Here is a 25,465-nt window from a genome sequence, read left to right as displayed (position 1 = left end):
GTTCCGGCGGCCGCAGGCAGCGCGCTCGGCGGCGCCGTCGCGGGCACCCAGCCCCTCTGGGTGGTGGCAGCGTGGGTGCTCGGGATTACGGCAGCGGCGATCCCGGCGGGTGTGCATTTCTGGCAGGGTCCGCTGGTAGTGCTCGTCGCCCTGCTGTGCAGCGCGGCCCTGGTGTCGCACTGTGTGCGCCGGTTCGGCGGCATCACCGGCGACGTGCTTGGTGCCGCGGTCGAAATGACGACGACCGTTGCCGCGGTCGGGATGGCGATCAGCTGAGCCGGGCCATCCAGCCGTGGGTGTCGGCGAAGGTGCCGCGCTGGATGCCGGTCAACGTGTCGCGCAGCGCCATGGTGATCTCGCCGGGCTCGCCGTCGGCGATGGTGAACTCACCGTCACCGTGCTTGACGTGCGACACCGGTGTGATGACTGCGGCGGTGCCGCACGCGAACACCTCGGTGATCTCCCCTGCCGCGGCCTTCTTCTGCCATTCGTCGACGTCGATCTTGCGTTCCTCGACCGCGAATCCCGCATCGGTTGCCAACTGCAACAACGAATCCCGGGTGATGCCCGGCAGCAGCGAACCGGACAGCTCCGGGGTCACCAGACGGGCGGTGCCACCGCTGCCGAACACGAAGAACAGGTTCATGCCGCCCATTTCCTCGACATAGCGGCGTTCGGTCGCATCCAGCCAGACCACTTGATCACAGCCCTGCTCAGCGGCCTCGGCCTGCGCCAGCAGCGACGCCGCATAGTTGCCGCCGAACTTGGCGGCGCCGGTACCACCGGGACTGGCTCGCACATATTCGGTGGACAACCACACGCTGACCGGTTTGATGCCCCGCGGGAAGTAGGCGCCGGCGGGTGAGCCGATGACGAGGTACCGGTATTCGTTGGCGGGGCGCACCCCCAGCCCGGGTTCGGTGGCGAAGATGAAGGGCCGCAGATACAGCGACTCCTCACCACCGGCCGGCGGCACCCAGGGCTCGTCGACGGCGATCAGCTGCCGCAGCGACTCGATGAACAGCTCGGGAGGCAGTTCGGGGATCGCCAACCGCCGCGCCGATCTGCACAACCGGGCGGCGTTGGCGTCGGGCCGAAACGACACGATCGAGCCGTCGGACCAGCGGTAGGCCTTCAGACCTTCAAAAACCTCCTGCGCATAGTGCAGGACGATCGCCGACGGGTCGAGCTCGATCGGGCCGTACGGAAGGACCTTTGCGTCGTGCCATCCCTGTCCGGCGGTGTAATCGATCGAGACCATGTGGTCGGTGTGGAACTTGCCGAAGCCGGGATTCGCGAGGATCTCGGCCCGTACCCCGTCGCTCGCCGGATTCGCGTTGCGATCGACGGTGAACTCGAGGCCTGCAGTCATGAAAGCGATTGTATAACCGGCAGGCTAGCGATTTAGCGGGTGCGCGTGTCCACGAACGGTGGCTTGACGACCTCGCATTCGATCATGCGTCCGCGGACGTCGACGGCAACCTGCTGACCGTCGGCGATGTCGGCCGCAGTGTCGATCAGCGCCAGTGCGATCCCGATTTTCAGCGTCGGGGAGAACGTGCCCGATGTGGTCACACCGATCGGAGTATCGCCGTCGAGCACGGTGAGATCTCCTCTCAGCACCCCGCGGCCCACCGCCCGCAATCCGCGCAGTGTCCGTCGCGGCCCGGCTTCCTTCTCCGCGAGCAACGCCTCGCGACCCCAGAACGCCTGCTTCTTCCAGCCGACCGCCCAGCCGCAGCGCGCCTGCAGCGGTGAGATGTCCAGCGACAGTTCGTGTCCGTGCAGCGGATAACCCATCTCGGTGCGCAGGGTGTCGCGCGCGCCGAGGCCCGCGGGTTCCCCACCGGCCGCGGCGACGGCCTCGACCAGCGCGTCGAACACCACCGCAGCCTCGTCCCAGAGGGGTAGCAACTCGTAGCCGTGCTCTCCGGTGTAACCGGTGCGGCAGACCCGGACCTCGACACCACCGAACACCGCATCGGCGTAGCCCATGTAGTCCATGTCGGTGGGCAGACCCAGCCCGCCGACGACGTCGGCCGACTTGGGTCCCTGTACCGCCAGCACGGCGCGCGATCGGTGCTCGTCGGTGATGGTCAGGCCGTCGGGGGCATGCTCGATCAATGCGGCGACGACGGCCGCGGTGTTGGCGGCGTTGGGCACCAGGAAGATCTCGTCGTCGGAGACGTAGTAGGCGATCAGGTCGTCGATGACGCCGCCTGATTCGGTGCAGCACAGCGTGTACTGCGCCTTGCCCGGACCGATTCGGCCCAGGTCGTTGGTGAGGGCGGAGTTGACGAACTCAGCTGCCCCCGGCCCTTTCACCAGAGCCTTTCCCAGGTGGCTGACGTCGAACAGGCCTACCGAGGTGCGAGTCGCGGTGTGTTCGGCGACGGTGCCGACGTAGGACACCGGCATGAGCCAACCGCCGAACTCGGCGAAGCTCGCGCCGAGGTCGCGGTGACGGTTCTCCAGAGGGCCCTGCAACAGGTTGTCGGTCACGCCCAACCACACTAGTAGCCCAGTGGATAGGGTGAACCACCGTGAGCACTCCTGCCGGTTACCAGTCCCCCACCGTCACCGTCGCGAGCGCGTTGCCGAAGCGCAACGTCGCCTCTTCGGTGCTCATCGTGCCCGTCGTCGCCAGCGGTGCAGACCAAGATGGCACCGAAGCGGCGGCCAAGGTCGTCGCCAACCCCTACCTCGATGCCGAGGTGGTCGGCGAGATCGAGGCCGCCCTCAACGCGTTGGGCGCCAAAGGCGGTTCGGAACAGTTGACCCGGGTGGTGGCACCGTCGCTACCGCTGCGAAGCGTGCTGGCGGTCGGCTTGGGCAAAGAACGCGACGAGTGGCCGGCCGAGACGATCCGCCGGGCCGCCGGTGCCGCCGCGCGCTCGCTGACCGGCGTCGAGACCGTCTTCACCACCCTGTCGGATCTCGACCTGGAGGCGGCGATCGAAGGCCTGATCCTGGGCGCCTACCGGTTCACAGACTTCCGCAGCGAGAAGACCGCTCCCAAGGACGCGGGTCTGCGCAGGATCACCGCGCTCACTCCCGACACGAAGTCGGCGACGAAAGAGGCAGCCGCGCGCGCGGAGGCGATCGCCACCGCGGTCGCCACCGCCCGGGATTTTGTGAACACTCCGCCGAGCCACCTGTATCCCGCCGAATTCGCCAAGCGCGCCAAGGCTTTGGGTGATGCGACGGGTCTCGAGGTGGAGGTGCTCGACGACAAGACACTCGCCAGGGACGGCTACGGCGGCGTCGTCGGCGTCGGCAAGGGGTCCTCGCGCCCGCCGCGGCTGGTGCGCCTGACGCACAAGGGCGCCAAGAACAAGAAGTCGAAGAGGGTCGCGCTGGTCGGCAAGGGGATCACGTTCGACACCGGCGGCATCTCGATCAAACCCGCCGCCAACATGCACCACATGACCTCCGACATGGGTGGCGCCGCGGCCGTCATCGCGACGGTGGCCCTAGCTGCCAGACAGCAGTTGCCGATCGATGTCATCGCGACCGTGCCGATGGCCGAGAACATGCCGTCGGCCACCGCGCAGCGGCCCGGCGATGTTCTGACCCAGTACGGCGGCATCACCGTGGAGGTTCTGAACACCGACGCCGAGGGCCGGTTGGTCCTGGCCGATGCCATCGTGCGGGCGTGTGAGGACGAGCCCGACTACCTGATCGAGACCTCGACGCTGACCGGCGCGCAGACGGTGGCACTGGGAGCCCGCACCCCGGGCGTGATGGGCAGCGACGAGTTCCGCGACCGCGTCGCCGAGATCAGCCAGGGTGTGGGCGAGAACGGCTGGGCGATGCCGCTGCCCGAGGAGCTCAAGGACGACCTCAAGTCAACGGTCGCCGACCTGGCCAACGTCAGCGGCTCCCGGTACGCGGGCATGCTGGTCGCGGGAACCTACCTGCGGGAGTTCGTCGCCGACGGAGTGCAGTGGGCCCACATCGACGTCGCGGCCCCTGCGTACAACTCCGGCGGCCCCTGGGGTTACACACCCAAGGGCGGCACCGGGGTGCCGACGCGGACGATGTTCGCGGTCCTGGAGGACATCGCCGAAAACGGCTGATGGGCAGAGCCGAGAACGGCTGATCGGCAGAGCCGAGAACGGCTAGCAGCCGAGCGGCCTCACATCACGCTTCCGCCGCGTGCGGCGCTCCGCATCGCAGGCGGCAGCGCGTGAGCGGCGCCGTAGACGAAGTATGCCTCGGGGGTCACCGGCCGGATGGCCTTGTTCGCCGTCACCGCGGCGACGATCGCGCTGGCGACCTTCTCAGGTCCGTAGCGGCGTGCCCCGAATCCCTTGCGCGCCCGTCGGCGAACCGTTTCGGCGTCGTTGCTGCGGGACTCGGGCAGCGAGAAGCGGGTGGTCTCCACGATATTGGTGCCGACGACGCCGGGACAGATCGTCGTCAGCCCGATGCCGGCCGTATCCAATTCCGCACGTAGGCAATCCGAGAACATGTAGACCGCCGCCTTGGACGTGCAATAGGCGTTCATGACGTTCACCGGCGCATAGGAGGCCATGGACGCGACATTGACGATGTGCCCTCCGGTCCCCCGTTCGACAAGTCGCTTGGCGAACGACCGGCAGCCGTTGACGACCCCGCCGAAGTTGATGTCGAGCACCCGATCGAATTCCTCGGCCGGGGTGTCGAGGAAGAAGCCCGCATGGCCGACGCCCGCGTTGTTCACCACCACGTCGGGAACGCCGTGCTCGGTACACACCCGTTCGGCGAACGCTTCGACGGCGACCGGATCGGAGACGTCGAGGGTGTAGCTGTGCACCGCAGCGCCGGTGGCGGCGACCAGATGTGCGGTTTCGTCGAGCCCGGCTCGGTCGACGTCGCTGATCACCACGTCGGCCCCCTCCCGGGCGAAAGCCACCGCTGTTTCTCGACCGATGCCACTGCCGGCGCCGGTCACCGACACCAGGGTATCGCCGAAGGCTTTACGTTGGCGACCGACCTTGGCGCGCAACAGTTCCCGGCTGGCGGGAGCACCTTCGAGGTGTTCGACGAGTTGGCTGACCGAGCGCGCCAGCACCTGCGGGTGCGTAGCAGGCGCACGGTGTCCGGCGATGATGTCGCGGCGCCACAACCGCGGCGCCCACGTCGCGATGTCGTCATAGAAGTGCGGTCGCAGGTAGGGATCGTCGGCACCGACGATGAGCTGTACCGGCACGTCCACCCGGTGATCGGGACGGGCCCTGTTGAGCGTGGTGCCGAAGTTGGCGCGGTACATCTTCACCGGAACCGAACGGGGCACCATCAACACCAATCGCCCGGCCTGGCTGAGCCCCTTCAGGAACCGCCGGGGACGGTACGGCCGGCTCAACGTGTCGACGAGGTAGCGATTGACGTGATCGTGGCTCGGTCCCGAAACCGAGGTGAACGAGGCGACGCGCTCGGCGGCCTCGGGGCGGGCGAGGAACTCCCAGACTCCTGTTGACCCCCAGTCGTGGGCGAGCACGTGCACGGCGTGCCCGTCGGACACGGCGTTGACGACAGCGGCGAAGTCGTCGGCGAAGCGCGCCATGCGATACGCCGAAGTACGTTTGGGCGCAGAGGAACCACCCGCTCCACGGTTGTCGTAGCGCACGATCCGGAAACTGTCGGCCAGTAGCGGCACCACCGCATCCCAGAGCACATGGGAGTCGGGGTGGCCGTGGACCATCACCAGCGTGGGTCCGTCAGGGTTGCCCTCTTCGTACACGGCGATCTCGACGCCGTCGCTGCTCTCGACACACCGCTGGGTCATGACACCTCCGCGAGCGGACACTACTAGCGGTCGTCGAGCTCCTCGCGCAGGGCACGCTTTCGCTGCACCCGCGCGCGGGCGTCGTAGTCGCGCATGCGCTGCGGGTATCCGACCTTCTGGACGTCGTACACCGGGATCTTCAAGCGGTCGCTCAGCCGACGCGCTCCGCGGTCCCCTCCGGCCTTGCGCCGAGTCCATTCACCGTCGGCGGCAACCAGGACGACGGTGACCTCGGTGACCGTCGTCTTCGGTTCGATGAACGCCTCGACGCCCTTGTGCTCCGCGACCCACTGCTGCAGATAACGGAGATCGGAAGCCGGGCCCCCGGATGCGGCGCCACTCCCGCCGCGTCGGCGTCGAAGCTTGTCGAACAGTCCCACCTGGGTTGGCTCCTTCCGGCTTATCCGCGCTCAGTGCTTTCATTGCATTCTTTTCGATAGTGCCAGAGCAGCCAGTACCCCCGTCCGCGACGAAACGTGAGAGCGGACGTGACAGGATGGGAACCGACACTTCGATCACCTCAGACCGTGCAAGGGAGCCACGACACAATGGCCATCTCCGTCCAGATGCCCGCACTCGGTGAGAGCGTTACCGAGGGGACAGTGACCCGCTGGCTCAAGCAAGAGGGAGACACGGTCGCGGAGGACGAGCCGCTGCTGGAGGTGTCGACCGACAAGGTCGACACCGAGATCCCGTCACCGGCCGCGGGTGTGTTGAAGAAGATCGTGGCCCAGGAGGACGACACCGTCGAGGTCGGCGGCGAGCTGGCGGTGATCGGTGATGCCGACGACGACGGCGACAGCGGTGACGGTGATGACGCTGCCCCCGCCGAGGAGCCGGAAGCCGAACCCGAAGAGCCCGAGGCTGAGGCGGAACCCGAACCCGAACCGGAGCCGGAGCCGGAGCCGGAGTCCAAGCCCGCCGCGAAGAAGGCCGGCTCGTCAGGTTCGGCCACCCCGGTGAACATGCCTGAACTCGGCGAGTCCGTCACCGAGGGAACGGTGACCCGCTGGCTGAAGAAGGTCGGGGACAGCGTCGAGGTCGACGAGCCGCTGGTCGAGGTCTCCACCGACAAGGTCGATACCGAGATCCCGTCCCCGGTGGCCGGGACCCTGGTCTCCATCACCGCCGAAGAGGATGACACCGTCGAGGTCGGCGGCGAGCTCGGCAAGATCGGCGATGCGGATTCTTCGAGCGCTGACGAGCCGGAACCTGAGCCCGAGCCGGAACCCGAGCCCGAGCCGGAACCCGAAGCCAAGCCCGAACCGAAGTCCGAGCCCAAGCCCAAGCCCGAACCCAAGCCCGAACCCAAGCCCGAGCCCAAGCCCGAGCCCGAGCCGGAACCCAAGTCCGAGCCCGCGCCCGCTGCGGCCGAGAGCTCGTCGAGCGGGGACAGCGGTCCGTACGTCACCCCGCTGGTGCGCAAGCTGGCCAATGAGCACGGCGTCGAACTCACCTCCGTCAAGGGCACCGGCGTCGGTGGCCGGATTCGCAAGCAGGACGTTCTCGCGGCAGCCGACGAAAAGAAGGCTGCAAAGGAAACCCCCAAAGCGGAGCCTGCCACCGAAGCCCCCGCCAAGGCGGCCTCGGCCGCACCTCCTCCGGAGGCGGCGTTGGCTCATCTGCGCGGAACCAAGCAGAAGGCCAACCGGATCCGTCAGATCACCGCGAAGAAGACGCGCGAATCGCTGCAGACCACAGCGCAGTTGACGCAGACCCACGAGGTCGACATGACGAAGATCGTGTCGCTGCGATCGAAGGCGAAAGCGAAGTTCGCCGAGCGCGAGGGTGTCAATCTGACGTACCTGCCCTTCATCGCCAGAGCGGTGATCGATGCGTTGAAGATCCACCCGAACGTCAACGCGAGCTACGACGAGGACGCCAAGGAGCTCACCTACTACGACGCCGAGCATCTCGGCTTCGCGGTCGACACCGAGCAGGGTCTGCTCTCGCCGGTGATCAAGAACGCCGGTGACCTCTCCCTGGGTGGGTTGGCGCGGGCCATCGCCGACATCGCGGCGCGGGCTCGCTCAGGTGACCTCAAACCCGACGAACTGTCCGGCGGAACCTTCACCATCACCAACATCGGTAGCCAGGGAGCGCTGTTCGACACGCCGATCCTGGTTCCGCCGCAAGCGGCGATGCTGGGCACCGGGGCGATCGTCAAGCGGCCGCGGGTGATCGTCGACGAGTTCGGCAACGAGTCGATCGGCGTGCGGTCGGTGTGCTACCTGCCGCTGACCTACGACCACCGCCTCATCGACGGCGCCGATGCCGGTCGCTTCGTCACCACGATCAAACGGCGCCTCGAAGAGGGTGCGTTCGAGGCGGATCTGGGTCTGTAGCGCGCTGTGTCGATGCCATCAGATTCGGTCATCGCTATCGCGGGATCCTCGGGTCTGATCGGTACGGCCCTGGTCTACGCGCTCCGCGCCACCGACCGCCGCGTCCTGCGCATCGTGCGACGGGCACCGTCGAACGCCGACGAGGTGTACTGGGATCCCGACAGCGGCGAGTTCGATCCGGGTGCACTGCGTGGGGTGGGTGCCGTCGTCAACATGTGCGGGGTGAACGTCGGCCAGAAGCGATGGTCGGGGGCGTTCAAGCAGAGTCTGCGAGACAGTCGCATCGGCCCCACCGAGGTGCTCTCGAGCGCCGTCGTCGACGCCGGAGTACCCGTGTTGATCAATGCGAGCGCGGTGGGTTACTACGGTGACGCCGGCAGCCATCCGGTCGACGAGACGGCGCCTCCCGGGCGCAACTTCCTCGCCAGGCTCACTGTCGACTGGGAGGCCGCGACCGCTTCGGCCGCACGCGCCGGGGTGCGGGTGGTGCTGACCCGCACCGGCCTGGTGATGGCTCCGTCCGGGGGCATGCTGGGCCGACTCAAACCGCTGTTCTCGCTGGGTCTGGGCGCGCGACTCGGGAACGGGCGTCAGTACCTGCCCTGGATCAGCCTCGAGGACCAGGTGCGCGCTCTGCTGTTCGCCATCAGCCACGATGACCTGGCCGGCCCCGTCAACTTCACCGGACCTGCGCCGGTCACCAACGCCGAGTTCACCACCGCGCTCGGGCGCACCACCAACCGTCCCACGCTGCTGGCGGTGCCCGGCTTCGCGCTGCGAACGGTGTTCGGCGAGTTCGCCGACGAAGGACTGCTCGGCGGTCAGCGTGCCATTCCCGCGGAGTTGGAGCGCGCCGGGTTCCAGTTCCACCACAACACCATCGGCGAAGCCCTGGCTTTCGCCACCGCCCCCAAGGGCGACTGAGGAGTACCGTCGATATCCATGGCGGAATCGATCCGGTCCGGCAACGGAACCATTGAGGTCAGGCGGCTCGGCACCGTCGACTACCAGACGGCGTGGGACCTGCAACGCGAACTGGCAGACGCTCGCGTCGCGGGCGGTCCGGACACCCTGCTGCTGCTTCAGCATCCCCCGGTGTACACCGCCGGTCGGCGCACCCTGGCCGAGGAGCGCCCTGCCGACGGCACCCCCGTCGTCGACACCGACCGGGGCGGCAAGATCACCTGGCACGGGCCCGGACAACTCGTCGGATACCCGATCATCGGCCTGGCGGAACCACTCGATGTCGTGAACTTCGTTCGCCGCCTTGAAGATTCGTTGATGACAGTATGCGAGGAGCTGGGCCTGCCGACGGTCCGTATCGAGGGCCGGTCCGGGGTGTGGGTCCAGGGCGACCGCCACCGACCCGCACGCAAGGTCGCCGCGATCGGCATCCGGGTGGCCAGGGCGACGACGCTGCACGGCTTCGCGATCAACTGCGACTGCGACCTCGGCGCGTACGGATCCATCGTGCCGTGCGGGATCGCTGATGCCGGGGTGACGTCGCTGACCGCGGAACTGGGCCGCAGGGTCGGGGTCGAGGACGTCACCGACCGCGTCGCCGATGCGGTGTGTGACGCTCTCGACGGACGACTCCACCGAGACCTCGACGCAGTACCATCGATGCAGTGAGTGTCGAACCCGGTAACCGTAAGCTCCTGCGGCTCGAGGTGCGTAACGCCCAGACGCCGATCGAGCGCAAGCCCCCGTGGATCAAGACCAGGGCCAAGATGGGCCCGGAGTACAAAGAGCTCAAGAACCTGGTCAAGCGCGAGGGTCTGCACACGGTCTGCGAGGAAGCCGGCTGCCCCAATATCTTCGAGTGCTGGGAAGACCGCGAGGCCACCTTCCTCATCGGCGGCGAGCAGTGCACCCGCCGCTGCGACTTCTGCCAGATCGACACCGGCAAGCCCGCCGACCTGGACCGCGACGAGCCTCGCCGGGTCGCCGAGAGCGTGCAGGCCATGGGGCTGCGCTACTCCACCGTCACCGGCGTCGCCCGTGACGACCTCCCCGACGGCGGCGCCTGGCTGTACGCCGAGACAGTCCGGCAGATCAAGGCGCTGAACCCCAACACCGGCGTGGAACTGCTGATCCCGGACTTCAACGCCGACCCCGCACTTCTCGCGCAGGTCTTCGAATCACGCCCGGAAGTGTTGGCACACAACGTCGAGACGGTCCCGCGGATCTTCAAACGGATCCGACCGGGCTTCCGATACGACCGCAGCCTCTCGGTGATCACGATGGCGCGCGAAGACGGATTGGTGACCAAGAGCAACCTCATCCTCGGCATGGGCGAGACCCCCGAGGAAGTCCGCGACGCGCTGCGTGACCTGCACGAGGCGGGCTGCGACATCGTCACCATCACCCAGTACCTGCGACCGTCGGCCCGTCATCATCCCGTCGAGCGGTGGGTCCACCCGGACGAGTTCGTCGAGCACGAGCAGTTCGCGACGGGCATCGGCTTCGCCGGCGTACTGGCCGGCCCACTGGTCCGATCCTCGTATCGGGCGGGCAAGTTGTATGCGCAGACGGCGGCGTCCCGGCCCGCCGTATCCTGAACGAATGGCGAAAACGCGTAACCCCGCTGAGGTGAAGGCGGCCAAGGCCGAAGCGAAGGCCACCCGCAAGGCGGCCTCCAAGCAGCGCCGCAGCCAGCTGTGGCAGGCGTTCCAGATCCAGCGCAAAGAGGACAAGCGGCTACTGCCCTACATGATCGGTGCGTTTGTGCTGATCGTCGGCGCGTCGGTGGCTGCCGGGCTGTTCGCCGGCGGGTTCACGATGTTCATGATGATCCCGCTCGGCGTGCTCCTCGGGGGCCTGGTGGCGTTCATCATCTTCGGCCGCCGCGCCCAGAAGGCGGTGTACCGCAAGGCCGAGGGACAGACCGGGGCCGCGGCGTGGGCGCTGGAGAACCTGCGCGGCAAGTGGCGGGTCACTCCCGGAGTCGCGGCCACCGGTCACTTCGACGCCGTGCACCGCGTGATCGGCCGCCCGGGCGTGATCTTCGTCGGTGAGGGTTCCGCCTCCCGCGTCAAGCCGCTGCTCGCCCAGGAGAAGAAGCGCACCGCTCGACTCGTCGGCGACGTCCCGATCTACGACATCGTGATCGGCAACGGCGAGGGTGAGGTGCCGCTTTCCAAGCTGGAACGACACCTGACGAAGCTGCCGTCCAACATCACCGTCAAGCAGATGGATTCGCTCGAGTCCAAGCTCGTCGCGCTCGGGAGCAAGATCGGCCCGGCGGCGATGCCGAAGGGGCCACTGCCTGCGCAGGCCAAGATGCGCGGGGTCCAGCGCACCGTCCGGCGCAAGTGACGACCTTCACCGCCTGACAACGGCGGTCTTGGTCGCCAGATCGTGCAGGCCACGCAGATCGGAGTCGGTGAACAGGGCCGGGATGACAAGCGTGAGCAGCAACCCGCGGCCCAGCGCCCGTCCCGAACCCACATGGGCGCGGTTGTCGACCGACACCACCTTCAAGCCCAGCGCCAGCTGACCCGGGGTGAATCCGAACAATCGCACCGAGATGACGCTCAGCACCAACCAGACGACCAGGACGGCAGTCGAGAGCATCGACAGGCTGACCAGGCCGGCAGTCATCGCCAACGCCGCCAGCCCGTAGCAGACCAGCCAGTCGACACACAGCGCGCCGATGCGCCGGCCGAACCGGGCGATGGAATCCGACCCCGTCTGCGGCAGCCCGAGGCGCTCACCCGGGTAGGCCCCGGGCTCGGGGGTGCTGGGACCCGACAGAGACGAACCCAAACCGGAACCAGTTGCGCGGGCCATGCAGCCAGGATAAGTGTGCGCCGGAAGTGCGCTGGCAGAGGTACGGAGAAGGCCATGCGTAACGTCGGCGCAACATATGGTTGACAGCAGTGCAACATCGACTCCATAGCGTCGACCCGGGCCTACCACAAACAAGGAGACCAATCAGTGGCTGAAAAGACTGCCGACGACATCATCAAGCAGATCAAGGACGAGAAGGTCGAGTACGTCGACATCCGGTTCTGCGACCTGCCTGGCGTCGTCCAGCACTTCTCGATCCCGGCTTCGGCGTTCGACGAGAGCGTTTTCGAGGACGGCCTCGCATTCGACGGTTCGTCGGTGCGTGGGTTCCAGTCCATTCACGAATCGGACATGATGTTGCTGCCCGATCCCGAGACCGCACAGATCGATCCGTTCCGTGCCGCGAAGACGCTCAACCTCAATTTCTTCGTCCACGATCCGTTCACCCGCGAGGCCTACTCGCGCGACCCACGCAACGTCGCCCGCAAGGCCGAGAACTACCTGGCCAGCACCGGCATCGCGGACACCTGTTTCTTCGGTGCTGAGGCCGAGTTCTACATCTTCGACTCGGTGGCCTTCGACTCGAAGATGAACGGCACGTTCTACGAGGTGGATTCGGAGTCGGGTTGGTGGAATTCCGGCGAGCCGTTCGAGGCCGACGGAAGCCCCAACCGCGGATACAAGGTGCGCCCCAAGGGCGGCTACTTCCCCGTCGCCCCGTACGACCACTACGTCGACCTGCGCGACGAGATGGCCACCAACCTGATCAACGCGGGCTTTGTGCTCGAGCGTGGTCATCACGAGGTCGGCACCGCCGGCCAGGCCGAGATCAACTACAAGTTCAACACGCTGCTGCACGCGGCCGATGACGTGTTGCTGTTCAAATACATCATCAAGAACACCGCGTGGGCCAACGGCAAGACCGTCACGTTCATGCCGAAGCCGCTGTTCGGTGACAACGGGTCGGGCATGCACGCCCACCAGTCGCTGTGGAAGGACGGCAAGCCGCTGTTCCACGACGAGTCGGGCTATGCCGGCCTGTCGGACATGGCGCGCCATTACATCGGCGGCATCCTGCACCACGCGCCGTCGCTGCTGGCGTTCACCAATCCGACGGTGAACTCCTACAAGCGCCTGGTGCCGGGCTATGAGGCACCGATCAACCTGGTGTACAGCCAGCGCAACCGCTCGGCGTGTGTGCGTATCCCGATCACGGGCAACAACCCGAAGGCCAAGCGTCTCGAGTTCCGCTGCCCCGACAGTTCGGGCAACCCGTACCTCGCGTTCGCGGCGATGCTGATGGCCGGCATCGACGGCATCAAGAAGAAGATCGAACCGTTGGCTCCGGTCGACAAGGATCTCTACGAACTGCCGCCCGAGGAGGCCGCCAACATCCCGCAGGCGCCGACGTCGCTCTCGGCGGTGATCGACAAGCTCGAAGAGGATCACGAGTACCTCACCGAGGGAGGCGTGTTCACCAACGACCTGATCGAGACGTGGATCTCGTTCAAGCGGGAGAACGAGATCATGCCGATCCAGATCCGGCCTCACCCGTACGAGTTCTCGCTGTACTACGACGTCTAGTCGACACCACCGACGCGACGTTCAGTCGGACAACGCGCGACGAGCCCATCCCTTCGGCGATCTCCGCCGACGAGGTGGGCTCGTCGGCGTTTCAGGGTGCCGGTGGGTAGTCGGGTAGCCGCATGCCGTCGGCCGCGACGTGGACGAGTCGCTGGCCGAGCAGATTCATCACGGCTCGACCGGCCGGGCTTGCGACGATCCGCGCCCCCGCATGCAGAGCGCCGATACCTTTGCGGGACTGCGGATTCGCCCGGCGCAGCACGCTCATCCGAACGGGTGGGGTGGCGTCGGCCTGTCGACGCATGAATGCTTCGTAGCGATCGAGGCCGACGCGCAGATCGTCGGTGCGGGCCAGTTCTCCCGCCAGGACGTAGGCCCCGATGAGAGCCAGACTGGTGCCGCCACCGCCGAAGGTCGCGTTGCAGAACGCGGCGTCGCCGAGCAGTGTGACGCGGCCCCTGCTCCATTCGGCGGCGCGTACCTGGCCCACCGCCGAGAAGTACATCGGGGCGCCTTCGTCGAGTTCTGCGAGCACCCGCGGCGCCGCGCCGCCGACATCGGCGAAGGTTCGCTTGAGGATGGCGATCTGGTCGGTCGGCTGCAGGTCCTCGAGGCCGCGCACCTCGGAGATGAACGTCAGGATCGCGCGGGTGGTACCGAGGTTGTCCGGCCGCAGGTGCACGGCGCGCGAACCGGTGGCGTGCTGCCAGTTCCACCACTGGTCATCGGTGTCGTCGCGGGCCAGGGTGACGTAGGCGAAGTACATGCCGAGGTCGTTGACGTCGGCGGATGTGACGAACCTGCGCGACCGGGAACGCAATCCCTCGGCGATGACCACGAGGTCGGCGTCGATCGTCGTGCCGTCACTCACAGTGACCGTTGTCAGGTCGCGCCGATCGGTCAGATCGACGATCTGGGTGTCGAAGCGATATTCGGTGCTGTTGCGGGTGTGCTCGATCAGGATGCGGGACAGCTCTCCGCGTAGGATCTCGACTTCCGCTGTGGGGCCGTCGATTTCGCCGGGCGCACTCACGGGGAACGACGCTGCCGGCGAGCCGTCTGCCCGCAGGAAGCGCATTCCCACTTCCCCGGTGTTGGCTGCGAGGAGATCGTCCTCGATCCCCATTCGGCGGGCGACCTCGCGCGCCGCTCCGCGCACATCGATGTTCTGTCCCTCGTCACGTCGCTCAGGGAAACGCTCGATGACGGTGGTCCGCCATCCACGGGCGGCGAGCTGATGAGCCACCGCGGGGCCGGCGATGCCGGCCCCGGAGATGACGGCGTGGCGAGTCACGAAAGTTGATCCCGTCCTGGAGTTCGATGTCTGATTTATAGTGTCTAACTAGATTATCGAAATACATGTTCTTCGAAACATCTTCTCCAGGAGTGCACGGTGGACCACCAGCGCGACGCATCCGGGCACTGGCTGGCCGGACTCAGTGACCCCATGCTCTCGATGCGGGGATTCCTCACCGCCCACGACGAGTTGCAGCGACGTCAGGCACGACGGATGGGGCTCAACGCCACAGACATGCAGGCTCTCCGACTGCTCCACCTCCACGGCCCGTTGGGGCCCAGCGAGTTGGCCCGCCGCCTGGACCTGCGATCGGCCTCGGTGACGGTGCTGCTGGATCGCCTCGAGGGGGACGGATTCATCGAGCGCATTCGCAGCGATCACGACCGGCGTCGTGTCAGCGTGCGCGTCCTGCCGCACGCGGTCGATCTGCTCTTCGACACCTGGGCGCCGATCGTGCGTGCCATCGACGATGTCGGACACCGTCTCTCGCCGGCACACCAGCGGGCGGTCTGCCATTTTCTGAACGAGATCACTGCCGTCGTCGAACGCAGCGTCAATGAATCCGGCCATGCCGTGACGGACTGAAGAACTTTCGCCGCAGGGACATACGGACCGCAGTCCGCAGCGGTAGGCTCACAGCCATGACACAGAAACTGGACGCTCGACTGGCCGGCGTCTCCTCCCCCGTGTTGAGCATCTTCCGCATCGTGCTAGGGCTGCTGTTCACGCTGCACGGCACCATGAAGCTGTTCGGCTGGCCACTGGGCGAAGCCGTTCCTGTCGGCACCTGGCCGTACTGGTGGGCCGGCCTGATCGAATTGGTGACCGGCGTGCTGATCACCGTCGGGTTCTTCACCCGGATCGCCGCGCTGATCGCTGCCGGACAGATGGCGGTGGCCTACTTCTGGCAGCACTGGGCAATTCTCGGCGGCGAGCCGGCTAGCTTCTGGCCGTTCGCCAATGGCGGCAACGGAGGCGAGACGGCGATTTTGTTCTGCTTCGGCTTCCTGCTGTTGGCGACGACCGGAGCCGGCGCGTGGTCGGTCGACGGTCGACGTCGGGGATCGGTGGCCACCCGATTCTGAAATAGCATTTGCTGCGGCGCGCTCCGGGCTCGAGAGGCGCCCATGGCGTCCGGGTTTGTAGGCCGTCCGCGGTCCAATATCGGCAAAGCACCGGCACCTTCGTCCGCGGCCTGCATAGGATGACCCGTTAATTGACCGTGAGGCTAATTATCGGGGGCTGGCCGTGGGGTATGCACACAATGTCGGACGGATCGGTGCGTTGGCGCTCGCCCTGGGCGTGGGTCTCGGCCTGGGTACCACGCCCGGAGTCGCGTTAGCCGACGACACCGGGGGCACGGCGGATTCGTCCTCCGGGGGATCGTCGCCGAGTGCCGCGGATACATCCAAGCGTGCGCCCGCGACGGACACAAAGGACGCGACGGACGCGGATTCCGACGACTCCGCAGACAGCGCTCCTGCCGTTGACGACGAAGACACCGACACCGTCGACGCGGTCGCCGAATCGCAAGAGCCGCCACTGTCGGACGACGATCACGACGGTCCACGCAGAAAACGAGCGGGCCTCTCCACCGAGGCCGAACTCCAGCACAACGACGACGCGCCTGTTGATACGCCCGAACCCGAAGCGCCCGTGCAGAATCCAGCGCCCGCCGAGGCTGCCCCCGCTCCGCCGGAGGTGAGCGCACCACCAGCCGAACCTGCGGGGACCCCGGCGGACCAGGCTCCGCTCGTAACGCCCATCGCAGCGTCGACCGCCGTCGCCCTGCCCTCCGTTCTGGCACCGCTGCTGGGTGCCACCGGCGGACCGGCACAGTTGCCGGTCGAATCACCTGCCCTGTGGGTCCTGCTGGCTGCCGCCCGCCGCCAGATCGGCCAGACCGATCCCGCCACGCTCACCACACCGACCGGGGGTGCGGTCACGACCGCGCTGCTGACGCCGGAACAGGCCGCGGTCATCACCCGGGTGGGCGACATCGTGGCCGGCGAGAAGCCGACCGACGTGGTGGCCACCGATACCCGCGCCTACGTCGCCAATTCCGGCAGCAACTCGATCAGCGTGCTCGACACCCTCAACGGCACCCTGCTGCAGACGATTTCGCTGAGGTCCGCGCCCACCAGGCTGGCGATCACCCCCGACGGGGACCGTGTGTACGCCACCAGCGCGGAAGCCGGCACCGTGTCGGTGATCGACACGGCCACGTTCTCGGTGATCAGGACCATCGATGTTGGCGACACTCCCACCGGTATCGCGGTCAATCCCAGCGGCTCCAGGGTCTACGTCGTCAACAGCGGCGATGGCACGGTGTCGAAGATCAGCACAGCGACCAACTGGATCGTCGGCACGGTATACGGAGTCGGTACGGGGGTGTCGTCGATTGCGATCAGCGCCGACGGCGCCAGGATCTACACCACCAGCAACGCCACCGGTGACGTGTCCTACTTCTCGCCGTATTCGCTGTCCGCGGGCACGATCGCCGACGTCACGCCCGGATCGCTGGGAGTGGCCTTCAACGCCGACGGATCGCGTGTCTTCGTGGCCGACCCGACCGGCAGCATCCGGATCATCGACACGACCTCCCGTCAGGTGGTCGACAGCATCCCGGTCGCTGTGGGCGTGCCGTTCGACGTGGCGGTCAGCGCTGACGGTACGACGTTGTTCGTCGCCAGGAGCGACGACGGGAAGCTGTCGGTCTACGACATCGCCACCAAAGCCGAATTGACGACCATCGTCGCGAATCCCTATCTCATCGGAGGGCCTCCGGCTGTCGCTTTGAGTCCGGATGGGGCACAGCTGTATTGGACGGACTTCAGCTCCGACCGCATCCATGTGATCTCACTCATCGCGCCGAACGTCGACCCCACCGCCGCGGCGCCTGTGGTCAACGCCCCCAACGCTTCCGGTGTAGTCACCGGATCGGTGGTGGTACTCGACCCTGATGGCGACCCGCTGACACACACCGTGAGCACACCGGGCAAGGGCAGTGTGACCGTCACCCAGAGCAACGGAGTGTTCTCGTTCACCTACACCCCCACCGCCGCAGCACGCCACGCGGCCGCGGCGACCAACGCTCCGGACGGCGCCAAGCGGGACAGCTTCACGCTGACGGTCAGCGACGGCTACCGCGGTGTCGTCACAGTGCCGGTCACCGTGGTGATCGCGCCGGCCAACACGGCACCGACCGCCACTGCCAGAGCCGTCTCATCGTGGTTCAGCGCCAACGTCATCGTCACCGTCACCGGTAAAGACGCCGACAAGGACGCGCTGACCTACACCGCCTCGAGCGCCGCCAAGGGCGGCACCGTGGTGACCAACGGAAAAGGCACCTTCACCTACACGCCCACCGCGGCCGCACGGCATGCCGCGGCGAACAGCAATGCCACCGAGGCCGACAAGCAGGACACCTTCGTGGTCACTGTCGACGACGGTCACGGCGGCGTCACCCCCCTCACTGTGACGGTGAAGATCAAGCCCGGCAATGCGGCACCCACCGCGACCGCCCGAGCCACCTCATCGTGGTTCAGCGACAGGGTTTTTGTCACCATCACGAGCAAGGACACCGACAAGGATGCGCTGACCTACACCGCGTCGGCGACCGCACTGGGCGGAACCGTGGTGGCGGGATCGCGCGGCCGATTCACCTACACCCCGACCCCAGCAGCCCGGCACGCCGCCGCAGCAGACGATGCCACCGAGGACGCCACGCGGGACACCTTCGACGTCAGCGTCGACGACGGCCACGGCGGGATCACCACCGTCGCGGTCACCGTGACGGTCAAGCCCGTCAACTCCGCTCCGACGCGCGCCTCGGTCGCCGATGTGTTCACCAACCCCAACAGCGGCCTGGTGACCGGCAGGATCACCACAACCGATGCCGACGACGACGAATTACGTTATGCCACAGCATCGGTCACGAAGAAGGGGCAAGTCACGATCGGCAGCGACGGAACCTTCGCCTACACTCCCACCGACGACGCCAGGGCCGCGGCCAGTAGGCGATTCGCGCCCTCGTGGGACAGGACAGACAGCTTCCGCGTCACCATCGACGACGGCCACGGGGGCATCAGGGCCCTGACTGTCCGGGTCGACATCGCGCCGCTGGGACACCAGAATCAGGCGCCGGCGAACGGTAATTCTGTTGCCAGTCAACCGCAGTGGGCCAGCGGCAAGGTGACAGGCGTCGTGACGGCGGTCGACCCCGAGCGAGATCCGCTGACCTACACGGGTTCAGGTCTGACGAGCAAGGGCAGCGTGCTCGTCAGCGCCCTCGGCACATTCGTGTACACCCCCAGCGATGCGGCCCGGCACCAGGCGAACGCCGACGATGCGACCCCGGCTGACAAAGTCGACGAATTCACCGTCACCGTGCTCGACGGAAACGGCGGCGCGCTGGCCGTGCCGGTGACCGTCGACATCGGGCCATCGTTGAACCGGCCGCCCACCAACGGATCCTTCACTGCAGCGGCCAACCTGATCACCGGCGTGGTGATCGGCGGCGCGACCGCGACCGACCCCAACAACGACCCCCTGACCTTCACCGGCAGCACCACGACCATCAAAGGCAGCGTCGTCGTCGACACCGACGGCGGCTTCGAGTACACGCCCACCGAGGCCGCTCGCCTGGCCGCCGCGGCCATCGACGCTTCCCTTGCGGATAGACAGGACAACTTCACTGTCTTCGTCAAGGACGGTCACGGCGGCACGCTGGCGATCCCGGTCACGGTGCCGGTCGTGGGTGCGAGCGCAGGGCTCGGGCTGTAGCGCTCAGTCCTCCAAACCCAGATCCTTGCGGAAGCGCCGCATCCCGTCGATCTTGTCGTCGAGGGATCCGTCGGGTCCGCTGTAGAACATCCACGGCATCGTGATGATGCCGGTGATCCCGCCGGCCTCGGCCCGCGCGTAATGCTCGGGTGTGAAGGCATCGGTCAGCGGGGTGATGACCTCGAAACCATCCATGGACAAGCCTTTTTCGGTACGAAGCTCCCGCAACACCGAAATGCGCTCCAACGCTTTGTCGGTCGTGATCAGATCCCCGATCCAGCCGTCGTGGCGTGCGGCGCGGCGCAGCGCGATGTCCGACAACCCGCCGACGTAAACCGGGATGCGCGGCGGCGTCGGTTCCATCTCCATGCGCGGCGCGGTGTAGAACTCGCCGGAGAACTCCGTCCAGCCCGGCGACCACAACGCCTTCATCAACTCGAGCATCTCGTCAGTGCGCTTGCCGCGTCGTTCGAACTGCTGGCCGAGTAATTCGAATTCCTCGCGGCACCAGCCGACACCGATGCCGAGTTCCAGCCGGCCCTCAGCCAGAACAGCGGCCGTACCAATCGATTTCGCCGCCGAGTACGGATCACGCATCGCCGGCAGGTACACCGTGGTCACGAAGCGCAGCCGCGTGGTCGCCAGCGCGATCGCGCCGATCATCACCCACGGGTCGGGCCAATCGGTGAACGCCTCCCACCGCCTGCTGCCGTCCTTGGTGTACGGATACGGTGTCTGCAGCGTCTCGAGGTTGATGACGTGGTCGGGGATCGCCATCCCGTGGTAGCCGAGATCATCTGCCGCCTTGGCGATCTCCACTGCTTCGCGGGTGTCTAGGAAGGCGGTCGAGACGTAGAACTTCATCCGGCGTCACGCGCCCACGCGGGCATGATGAACACGCCCTCGGCCTCCACGGTGACGCCCTCGGCGTCGCGCAGATATCCTCGCGCGAAGGACTTGAATCCTTCGGACCGCTCCACAAATGCCTCTGCGCGCACCGGTCCCAGATGTGTTCCGCGCAGATACTTCACGCTGATGGTGCCGGTGAACTTCGGCAGGTTGAGCCCTTCGCTGGCCACCTCGCCGAGGATGTGGTCGAGCAGCAGCGCGCAGATCCCGCCGTGCACCCACCCCGGCGGGCCTTCATAGGCGGGGCCCAATGTGAACTCACTCCAGCAGGTTCCGTCAGGCTCGTGTTCGATGATCATCGGCGGCGCTATCGCATTGCGCAGGCCCACAGCGGGATTCGCCCATGCGAGCGGTCGGCCCGTGTCGGCATGCCGCAGTGTCGAGGTCGCCTGCCGCTGCTCGCCTTCCAGGAGCTTCGATGCCGCCTCGAGGTGCCCGAGAGCCTCCCGCACCGTGGCCTCGTCAACCGCCGTGTGGATGCCGACATCGATGAGCTTGCGCAGCGCATCGGTCAGCGGCACATAACTCGCCCGCTGTCGCGCGTAATCCTCGGCACTGATGAGGTCGAACGGGAACTCCACTTATCCTCCGAAAATCCGCAGTACCACAGCTTTTGCCCGTCGAGTGATCCTCAGGTAGTTGTCCAGGAACTCGCCGCCGTCCCCGTCACGCCAGCCGGCAGCCACCGCAACGGCATTGAGCAACCGGCCCGGACCGGGCAGCTGGTCGGTCGGCTTGCCACGCACCAGCACCAGCGCGTTGCGGGCACGCGTCGCCGTCAGCCAGGCGTCCCGCAGCAGTTCGATGTCGCCTTCGGCGATCAACTCGGCTGCACCGATGGCGTTGAGGGCCTCCAAGGTCGAGGTGGTGTGCAGGGCGGGCATCTTGTGTGCGTAGCGCAGTTGCAGCAACTGCACGGTCCACTCGATGTCGGCCAGCCCGCCGCGGCCCAGCTTGGTGTGGGTCTTCGGATCGGCACCGCGGGGCAGTCGTTCGGCGTCCATCCGGGCCTTGATCCGACGGATCTCCTGCACGGTCTCGGCCGACACGCCGCCCTCCGGGTAGCGCGTCTTGTCCGCCATCAGCAGGAAGCGCTCTCCCAGTTCGAGATCACCGGCGACTCGGTGTGCGCGCAGCAACGCCTGGGTCTCCCACGACTGGGACCACTGCTCGTAATAGGCGGCATAGGACGCCAGCGTCCGGACCAACGGACCGCTGCGGCCCTCGGGCCGCAGGTTGGCGTCGACCTCCAATGGGGGGTCGCCACTCGGGGTGCCCAGTCGCGTCCGGACCTGTTCGGCCACAGTGCCCGCCCACTTCACCGCAGCCGATTCCTCGACTCCGTCGTGGGGTTCGCAGACGAACATCACGTCGGCGTCCGAGCCGTAGCCGAGTTCGCCTCCGCCGAGGCGGCCCATCCCGATGACGGCGATGCGGGCCGGTGGTCCGGTCTCGGGGGTGTTCGCGCGGATCACCGCTTCCAGCGCGGCCTGCAGGACGGCCACCCACACCGACGTGAGCTGCCGGCACACGTCGGTGACCTCGAGCATTCCGAGCAGGTCGGCCGAGGCGATCCGGGCGAGTTCCCTGCGGCGCAACGACCGTGCCGCGGCGATCGCCCGCAGTGGGTCGGTGTGGCGGGCCGCCGAGGCCACCAATGACCGTGCCGCGCCTTCGGTGTCGACGTCACACAACTTGGGCCCGTTGGGTCCGTCGGCGTAGAGCTGGATCACCTCGGGAGCACGCATCAGGAGTTCGGGCACGTAGGCCGAGGTGCCCAGCACGTGCATCAACCGCTTGGCGACGGCCCCCTCGTCCCGCAATGTCGCCAGGAACCATCGCTGGTCGGAGAGTTCGTCGCTCAACCTGCGGTAGGCGAGCAGCCCGGCATCCGGGTCGGGGGTGTCCGACAGCCAGTCCAACAGGGTCGGCAGCAGCACCTGCTGCACCCGGCCGCGGCGCGCGGTCCCGCCGGTCAGCGCGGCGAGGTGGGTCAGTGCGCTCTGTGGTCCTTCGTAACCGAGAGCGGCGAGCTGACGTTCGGCCGATTCGGCGCTCATGCCGTCCGAAAGTCCCAGCGAGGCTTGAGCGACCGATTCCAGAAGGGGTTGGTAGAACAGCTTTGCGTGCAGCCGCGAGACCCGACGACTGTGCCGTTTGAGTTCCTCGCGCAGCACTCCGAGCGCGTCGTGGCGACCGTCGGGACGCATGTGGGCTGCCCGGGCCAGCCACCGCATCGCTTCCTCGTCGTCGGCTTCGGGCAGCATGTGGGTGCGTTTGAGGCGCTGCATCTGCAGCCGGTGCTCGAGCAGCCGCAGGAATTCGTAGGACGCCGTCAGGTTGGCGGCGTCGTCCCGGCCGACGTAACCGCCCATCCCCAGCGCCGCCAGTGCATTGACCGTCGACGCCACGTGCAGTTCGTCATCGTTTCGGCCGTGCACCAATTGCAGGAGCTGAACCGCGAATTCGACGTCACGGAGGCCGCCGCTGCCGAGCTTGAGCTCACGGGTCCGAACCCCGGCGGGCACCAGTTCCTCGACACGCCGGCGCATCGCCTGCACCTCGGGAACGAAGTCCTCCCGCTCGCAGGCCGTCCACACCATCGGCATCAGCGCCTCGATGTAGCGGCGGCCCAGATCCTTGTCACCGGCCGCCGGCCGCGCCTTCATCAGCGCCTGGAACTCCCACGTCTTGGCCCACCGTTCGTAGTACGCGACGTGCGAGTCCAGGGTGCGGACCAGTTGACCCTGCTTGCCTTCCGGCCGCAGCGCCGCGTCGACCTCGAAGAACGCGTCGGCACCGAGTCTCATCATCTCGCCGGCGATCCTGGTGGCCAGACCCAGGCTGCTGTGCGAACCGTCGTCGGTGACGAAGATGACGTCGACGTCGCTGACGTAGTTGAGCTCCCGCGCCCCGCACTTGCCCATCGCGATCACCGCCAGCGCGGGAGGCGTGGCGTCACCGCACACCGACCGCGACACCACGTCCAGCGCAGCGCCCAAAGCCGCGTCGGCGAGGTCGGAAAGATGTTCACCGACAACGGTGAACGGCAGCACCGGCTCGTTCTCGACCGTCGAGGCCACATCGAGTGCGCCCAGCACCAGCAGGCGGTCGCGGTACAGGGTCCGCAGTGCCGGAACGGCGGTGGCCGCTCCCGCGACGTCGACGGTTCGCTCGGCGAACATCGTCTGCAACTCCGCGGGCGACGGCAACACGATGTTGCCGGCCAGCAGGTGCCATGAGTCCGGGTTGGCGATCAGGTGGTCACCGAGCGCGAGCGACGAGCCCAGCACCGCGAACAGTCGGCCCCGCAGACTGCGGTCCTTGAGCAGCGCGCGGTCGAGTTCGTGCCAGTCGTCGCCCAGCGCTTCGGCGAGTCGCACGATCGCGCGCAGCGCGGTGTCGGCGTCGGGTGCACGCGACAGCGACCACAGCAGCTCGACATGGGCGTCGGTGTTCCAACCGAGCCCGTTCAGGTCAGCGTGCGCCTGCGGTTCGACCAGCCCGAGCCGCCCCACACCGGGCAGCTTGGGACGCTGCGTCGCTGGTTTGGCCACATCCAGAAATGTAGTGCAGCCACCGGCTCAGCCCGAATCGCGGCCCTCGCTCACAGAGAGAGGTAGGTCTTCAGCTCGAACGGGGTGACGTGGCTGCGGTAGTTCTCCCACTCGGCGCGCTTGTTCCGCAGGAAGAAGTCGAAGACGTGCTCGCCGAGTGCTTCGGCGACCAACTCCGAACCTTCCATCTCCCCCAGCGCGACGCCGAGGCTGCCGGGCAGCTCTTTGTAGCCCATGGCGCGGCGTTCCTCCGGCGTCAGGCTCCACACGTTGTCCTCGGCCTGCGGGCCGAGCAAGTAGCCCTTCTCGATGCCGCGCAGACCCGCGGCGAGAAGCACCGCGAACGTCAGGTACGGATTGCAGGCCGAGTCGGGGCTGCGCACCTCCACCCGCCGGGACGACGACTTGTGCGGGGTGTACATCGGCACCCGGACCAGTGCAGAGCGGTTGGCCGCACCCCAGGACGCCGCCGTCGGCGCTTCGCCGCCGTGCACCAGTCGCTTGTAGGAGTTGACCCACTGGTTGGTGACGGCGCTGATCTCGGTGGCGTGCTCGAGAATGCCTGCGATGAAGGACTTTCCGACATCAGAGAGCTGCTGCGGGTCGTCTGCGCTATGGAACGCGTTGTTCTCGCCCTCGAACAGGCTCATGTGGGTGTGCATTGCCGAGCCGGGATGCTCGGAGAACGGTTTCGGCATGAACGACGCGCGCACCCCGTCGCCGAGCGCCACCTCCTTGACGACGTAGCGGAACGTCATCACGTTGTCGGCCATGGAGAGGGCGTCGGCGTAGCGCAGGTCGATCTCCTGCTGACCCGGTGCGCCTTCATGGTGGCTGAACTCGACCGAGATGCCCATCTGCTCCAGCGCATCGATGGCGTGACGGCGGAAGTTCGGCGCCGAGTCGTGCACGGCCTGGTCGAAGTAGCCGCCGTTGTCGGCAGGGACGGGTTCACTCCCGTCGTAGGGGCCCGGCTTGAGCAGGAAGAACTCGATCTCGGGATGGACGTAGCAGGAGAAGCCCAGATCGCTGGCCTTCGAGAGTTGCCGGCGCAGCACGTGGCGCGAGTCGGCCCACGACGGTGAGCCGTCGGGCATGGTGATGTCACAGAACATCCGGGCCGAGTGATGGTCGCCGCCGCTGGTGGTCCACGGCAGCACCTGGAACGTCGACGGATCGGGTCGCGCGACCATGTCGGCTTCCGACACTCGCGCGAAGCCCTCGATGGACGATCCGTCGAAGCCGATGCCCTCTTCGAACGCGCCTTCCAATTCGGCGGGCGCGATGGCCACCGACTTGAGGTATCCGAGGACGTCGGTGAACCACAGCCGGACGAAGCGGATATCCCGTTCTTCCAGCGTGCGCAGCACAAATTCCTTCTGCCGATCCATGCCGGAAGCCTAGGTTCGGAGTGTTAATTCCGTGT

The 25,465-nt window shown here is 67.0% G+C and carries 21 protein-coding genes; 11 read left to right on the top strand and 10 right to left on the bottom strand.

What is annotated here, in order from left to right:
• Positions 1–276: adenosylcobinamide-GDP ribazoletransferase (locus WA965_RS13210; RefSeq protein WP_526298401.1), on the top strand; the 276-nt coding region annotated here is incomplete at its 5' end.
• On the opposite strand, the gene WA965_RS13205 is transcribed toward WA965_RS13210, so the two are convergent.
• On the bottom strand, positions 269–1,372 hold the full coding sequence (locus WA965_RS13205) for a branched-chain amino acid aminotransferase (RefSeq protein ID WP_526298399.1): 1,104 nt from the start codon (positions 1,370–1,372) through the stop codon (positions 269–271). The two genes, WA965_RS13210 and WA965_RS13205, sit on opposite strands and share 8 nt — an antisense overlap.
• Before the next feature lie 32 nt (positions 1,373–1,404).
• Entirely contained in the window at positions 1,405–2,502 is a 1,098-nt protein-coding gene (gene gcvT / locus WA965_RS13200) for a glycine cleavage system aminomethyltransferase GcvT (protein WP_526298397.1), read from the bottom strand.
• Positions 2,503–2,543: 41 nt separating this feature from the next.
• Here gcvT and WA965_RS13195 point away from each other — a divergent pair, with 41 nt between their 5' ends.
• On the top strand, positions 2,544–4,079 hold the full coding sequence (locus WA965_RS13195; RefSeq protein ID WP_526298395.1) for a leucyl aminopeptidase: 1,536 nt from the start codon (positions 2,544–2,546) through the stop codon (positions 4,077–4,079).
• A gap of 59 nt (positions 4,080–4,138) precedes the next feature.
• Here WA965_RS13195 and WA965_RS13190 read toward each other — a convergent pair whose 3' ends face one another.
• Positions 4,139–5,770, bottom strand: coding sequence for an SDR family oxidoreductase (locus WA965_RS13190; RefSeq protein WP_526298393.1), 1,632 nt, complete (start codon positions 5,768–5,770; stop codon positions 4,139–4,141).
• Between the two features lie 23 nt (positions 5,771–5,793).
• Complete coding sequence (locus WA965_RS13185; RefSeq protein WP_526298391.1) at positions 5,794–6,150, bottom strand: oxidoreductase; 357 nt, start codon at positions 6,148–6,150, stop codon at positions 5,794–5,796.
• Positions 6,151–6,318: 168 nt separating this feature from the next.
• Here WA965_RS13185 and sucB point away from each other — a divergent pair, with 168 nt between their 5' ends.
• Genes sucB through WA965_RS13160 form a run of 5 tightly spaced genes read left to right on the top strand, consistent with a single transcriptional unit; the run spans position 6,319 to position 11,433 of the window.
• Positions 6,319–8,115 carry a 2-oxoglutarate dehydrogenase, E2 component, dihydrolipoamide succinyltransferase gene (gene sucB / locus WA965_RS13180; protein WP_526298389.1) on the top strand — a complete coding sequence of 599 codons (1,797 nt, stop codon included), beginning with the start codon at positions 6,319–6,321 and terminating at the stop codon, positions 8,113–8,115.
• A 12-nt stretch (positions 8,116–8,127) separates the two neighbouring features.
• Positions 8,128–9,039 carry a TIGR01777 family oxidoreductase gene (locus WA965_RS13175; RefSeq protein WP_526298387.1) on the top strand — a complete coding sequence of 304 codons (912 nt, stop codon included), beginning with the start codon at positions 8,128–8,130 and terminating at the stop codon, positions 9,037–9,039.
• 18 nt (positions 9,040–9,057) lie between these two features.
• Positions 9,058–9,747: a lipoyl(octanoyl) transferase LipB gene (gene lipB / locus WA965_RS13170; protein WP_526298385.1), complete on the top strand. Its 690-nt coding sequence runs from the start codon at positions 9,058–9,060 to the stop codon at positions 9,745–9,747.
• Positions 9,744–10,676, top strand: coding sequence for a lipoyl synthase (gene lipA / locus WA965_RS13165; RefSeq protein WP_526298384.1), 933 nt, complete (start codon positions 9,744–9,746; stop codon positions 10,674–10,676). The genes lipB and lipA overlap by 4 nt, the downstream gene beginning before the upstream one ends.
• Before the next feature lie 4 nt (positions 10,677–10,680).
• Positions 10,681–11,433: a DUF4191 family protein gene (locus WA965_RS13160; RefSeq protein ID WP_526298382.1), complete on the top strand. Its 753-nt coding sequence runs from the start codon at positions 10,681–10,683 to the stop codon at positions 11,431–11,433.
• A 6-nt stretch (positions 11,434–11,439) separates the two neighbouring features.
• On the opposite strand, the gene WA965_RS13155 is transcribed toward WA965_RS13160, so the two are convergent.
• Positions 11,440–11,907 (bottom strand): RDD family protein, encoded by a 468-nt coding sequence (locus tag WA965_RS13155; protein WP_526298380.1) that lies wholly within the window; start codon positions 11,905–11,907, stop codon positions 11,440–11,442.
• A 147-nt stretch (positions 11,908–12,054) separates the two neighbouring features.
• Between WA965_RS13155 and glnA (WA965_RS13150) the strand changes: the two genes are divergently transcribed.
• Positions 12,055–13,491 (top strand): type I glutamate--ammonia ligase, encoded by a 1,437-nt coding sequence (gene glnA, locus WA965_RS13150; RefSeq protein ID WP_178360008.1) that lies wholly within the window; start codon positions 12,055–12,057, stop codon positions 13,489–13,491.
• A gap of 91 nt (positions 13,492–13,582) precedes the next feature.
• On the opposite strand, the gene WA965_RS13145 is transcribed toward glnA (WA965_RS13150), so the two are convergent.
• Positions 13,583–14,785 carry an FAD-dependent oxidoreductase gene (locus WA965_RS13145; protein WP_526298378.1) on the bottom strand — a complete coding sequence of 401 codons (1,203 nt, stop codon included), beginning with the start codon at positions 14,783–14,785 and terminating at the stop codon, positions 13,583–13,585.
• 99 nt (positions 14,786–14,884) lie between these two features.
• Between WA965_RS13145 and WA965_RS13140 the strand changes: the two genes are divergently transcribed.
• The 3 genes from WA965_RS13140 to WA965_RS13130 all read left to right on the top strand — a co-directional run bounded on the left by WA965_RS13140 (position 14,885) and on the right by WA965_RS13130 (position 19,573).
• Positions 14,885–15,373, top strand: coding sequence for a MarR family winged helix-turn-helix transcriptional regulator (locus WA965_RS13140; RefSeq protein ID WP_526298376.1), 489 nt, complete (start codon positions 14,885–14,887; stop codon positions 15,371–15,373).
• Between the two features lie 56 nt (positions 15,374–15,429).
• Complete coding sequence (locus tag WA965_RS13135) at positions 15,430–15,873, top strand: DoxX family protein (protein ID WP_526298374.1); 444 nt, start codon at positions 15,430–15,432, stop codon at positions 15,871–15,873.
• Positions 15,874–16,036: 163 nt separating this feature from the next.
• On the top strand, positions 16,037–19,573 hold the full coding sequence (locus WA965_RS13130; protein WP_526298372.1) for a YncE family protein: 3,537 nt from the start codon (positions 16,037–16,039) through the stop codon (positions 19,571–19,573).
• Positions 19,574–19,576: 3 nt separating this feature from the next.
• On the opposite strand, the gene WA965_RS13125 is transcribed toward WA965_RS13130, so the two are convergent.
• From WA965_RS13125 to glnA (WA965_RS13110), 4 genes are read right to left on the bottom strand one after another with little or no spacing between them, the layout of a single operon-like run.
• Complete coding sequence (locus WA965_RS13125) at positions 19,577–20,437, bottom strand: TIGR03619 family F420-dependent LLM class oxidoreductase (protein WP_526298370.1); 861 nt, start codon at positions 20,435–20,437, stop codon at positions 19,577–19,579.
• Entirely contained in the window at positions 20,434–21,063 is a 630-nt protein-coding gene (locus WA965_RS13120; protein WP_526298368.1) for a PaaI family thioesterase, read from the bottom strand. Before WA965_RS13120 ends, WA965_RS13125 begins: the two co-directional genes overlap by 4 nt.
• Positions 21,064–24,045 carry a bifunctional [glutamine synthetase] adenylyltransferase/[glutamine synthetase]-adenylyl-L-tyrosine phosphorylase gene (locus WA965_RS13115; RefSeq protein ID WP_526298403.1) on the bottom strand — a complete coding sequence of 994 codons (2,982 nt, stop codon included), beginning with the start codon at positions 24,043–24,045 and terminating at the stop codon, positions 21,064–21,066.
• A gap of 44 nt (positions 24,046–24,089) precedes the next feature.
• The gene (gene glnA, locus WA965_RS13110; RefSeq protein WP_526298366.1) at positions 24,090–25,430 is read right to left on the bottom strand and encodes a type I glutamate--ammonia ligase; all 1,341 of its coding nucleotides are present in this window, start codon (positions 25,428–25,430) and stop codon (positions 24,090–24,092) included.
• Between the last annotated feature and the right edge of the window lie 35 nt (positions 25,431–25,465).

The sequence above is a fragment of the Mycobacterium sp. genome (assembly GCF_049683935.1).
GTDB lineage: Bacteria > Actinomycetota > Actinomycetes > Mycobacteriales > Mycobacteriaceae > Mycobacterium.
The sequence above is the reverse complement of the archived record's forward strand: the minus strand, read 5'-3'. Positions and strand labels throughout refer to the sequence as shown.

Bases quoted from the DNA above. Each gene is read 5' to 3' on its own strand.
- WA965_RS13205 (WP_526298399.1), bottom strand. From the start codon at position 1,372: ATGACTGCAGGCCTCGAGTTCACCGTCGATCGCAACGCGAATCCGGCG.
- WA965_RS13190 (WP_526298393.1), bottom strand. From the start codon at position 5,770: ATGACCCAGCGGTGTGTCGAGAGCAGCGACGGCGTCGAGATCGCCGTG.
- sucB (WP_526298389.1), top strand. From the start codon at position 6,319: ATGGCCATCTCCGTCCAGATGCCCGCACTCGGTGAGAGCGTTACCGAG.
- WA965_RS13175 (WP_526298387.1), top strand. From the start codon at position 8,128: ATGCCATCAGATTCGGTCATCGCTATCGCGGGATCCTCGGGTCTGATC.
- lipB (WP_526298385.1), top strand. From the start codon at position 9,058: ATGGCGGAATCGATCCGGTCCGGCAACGGAACCATTGAGGTCAGGCGG.
- WA965_RS13160 (WP_526298382.1), top strand. From the start codon at position 10,681: ATGGCGAAAACGCGTAACCCCGCTGAGGTGAAGGCGGCCAAGGCCGAA.
- WA965_RS13155 (WP_526298380.1), bottom strand. From the start codon at position 11,907: ATGGCCCGCGCAACTGGTTCCGGTTTGGGTTCGTCTCTGTCGGGTCCC.
- WA965_RS13135 (WP_526298374.1), top strand. From the start codon at position 15,430: ATGACACAGAAACTGGACGCTCGACTGGCCGGCGTCTCCTCCCCCGTG.
- WA965_RS13125 (WP_526298370.1), bottom strand. From the start codon at position 20,437: ATGAAGTTCTACGTCTCGACCGCCTTCCTAGACACCCGCGAAGCAGTG.
- glnA (WP_526298366.1), bottom strand. From the start codon at position 25,430: ATGGATCGGCAGAAGGAATTTGTGCTGCGCACGCTGGAAGAACGGGAT.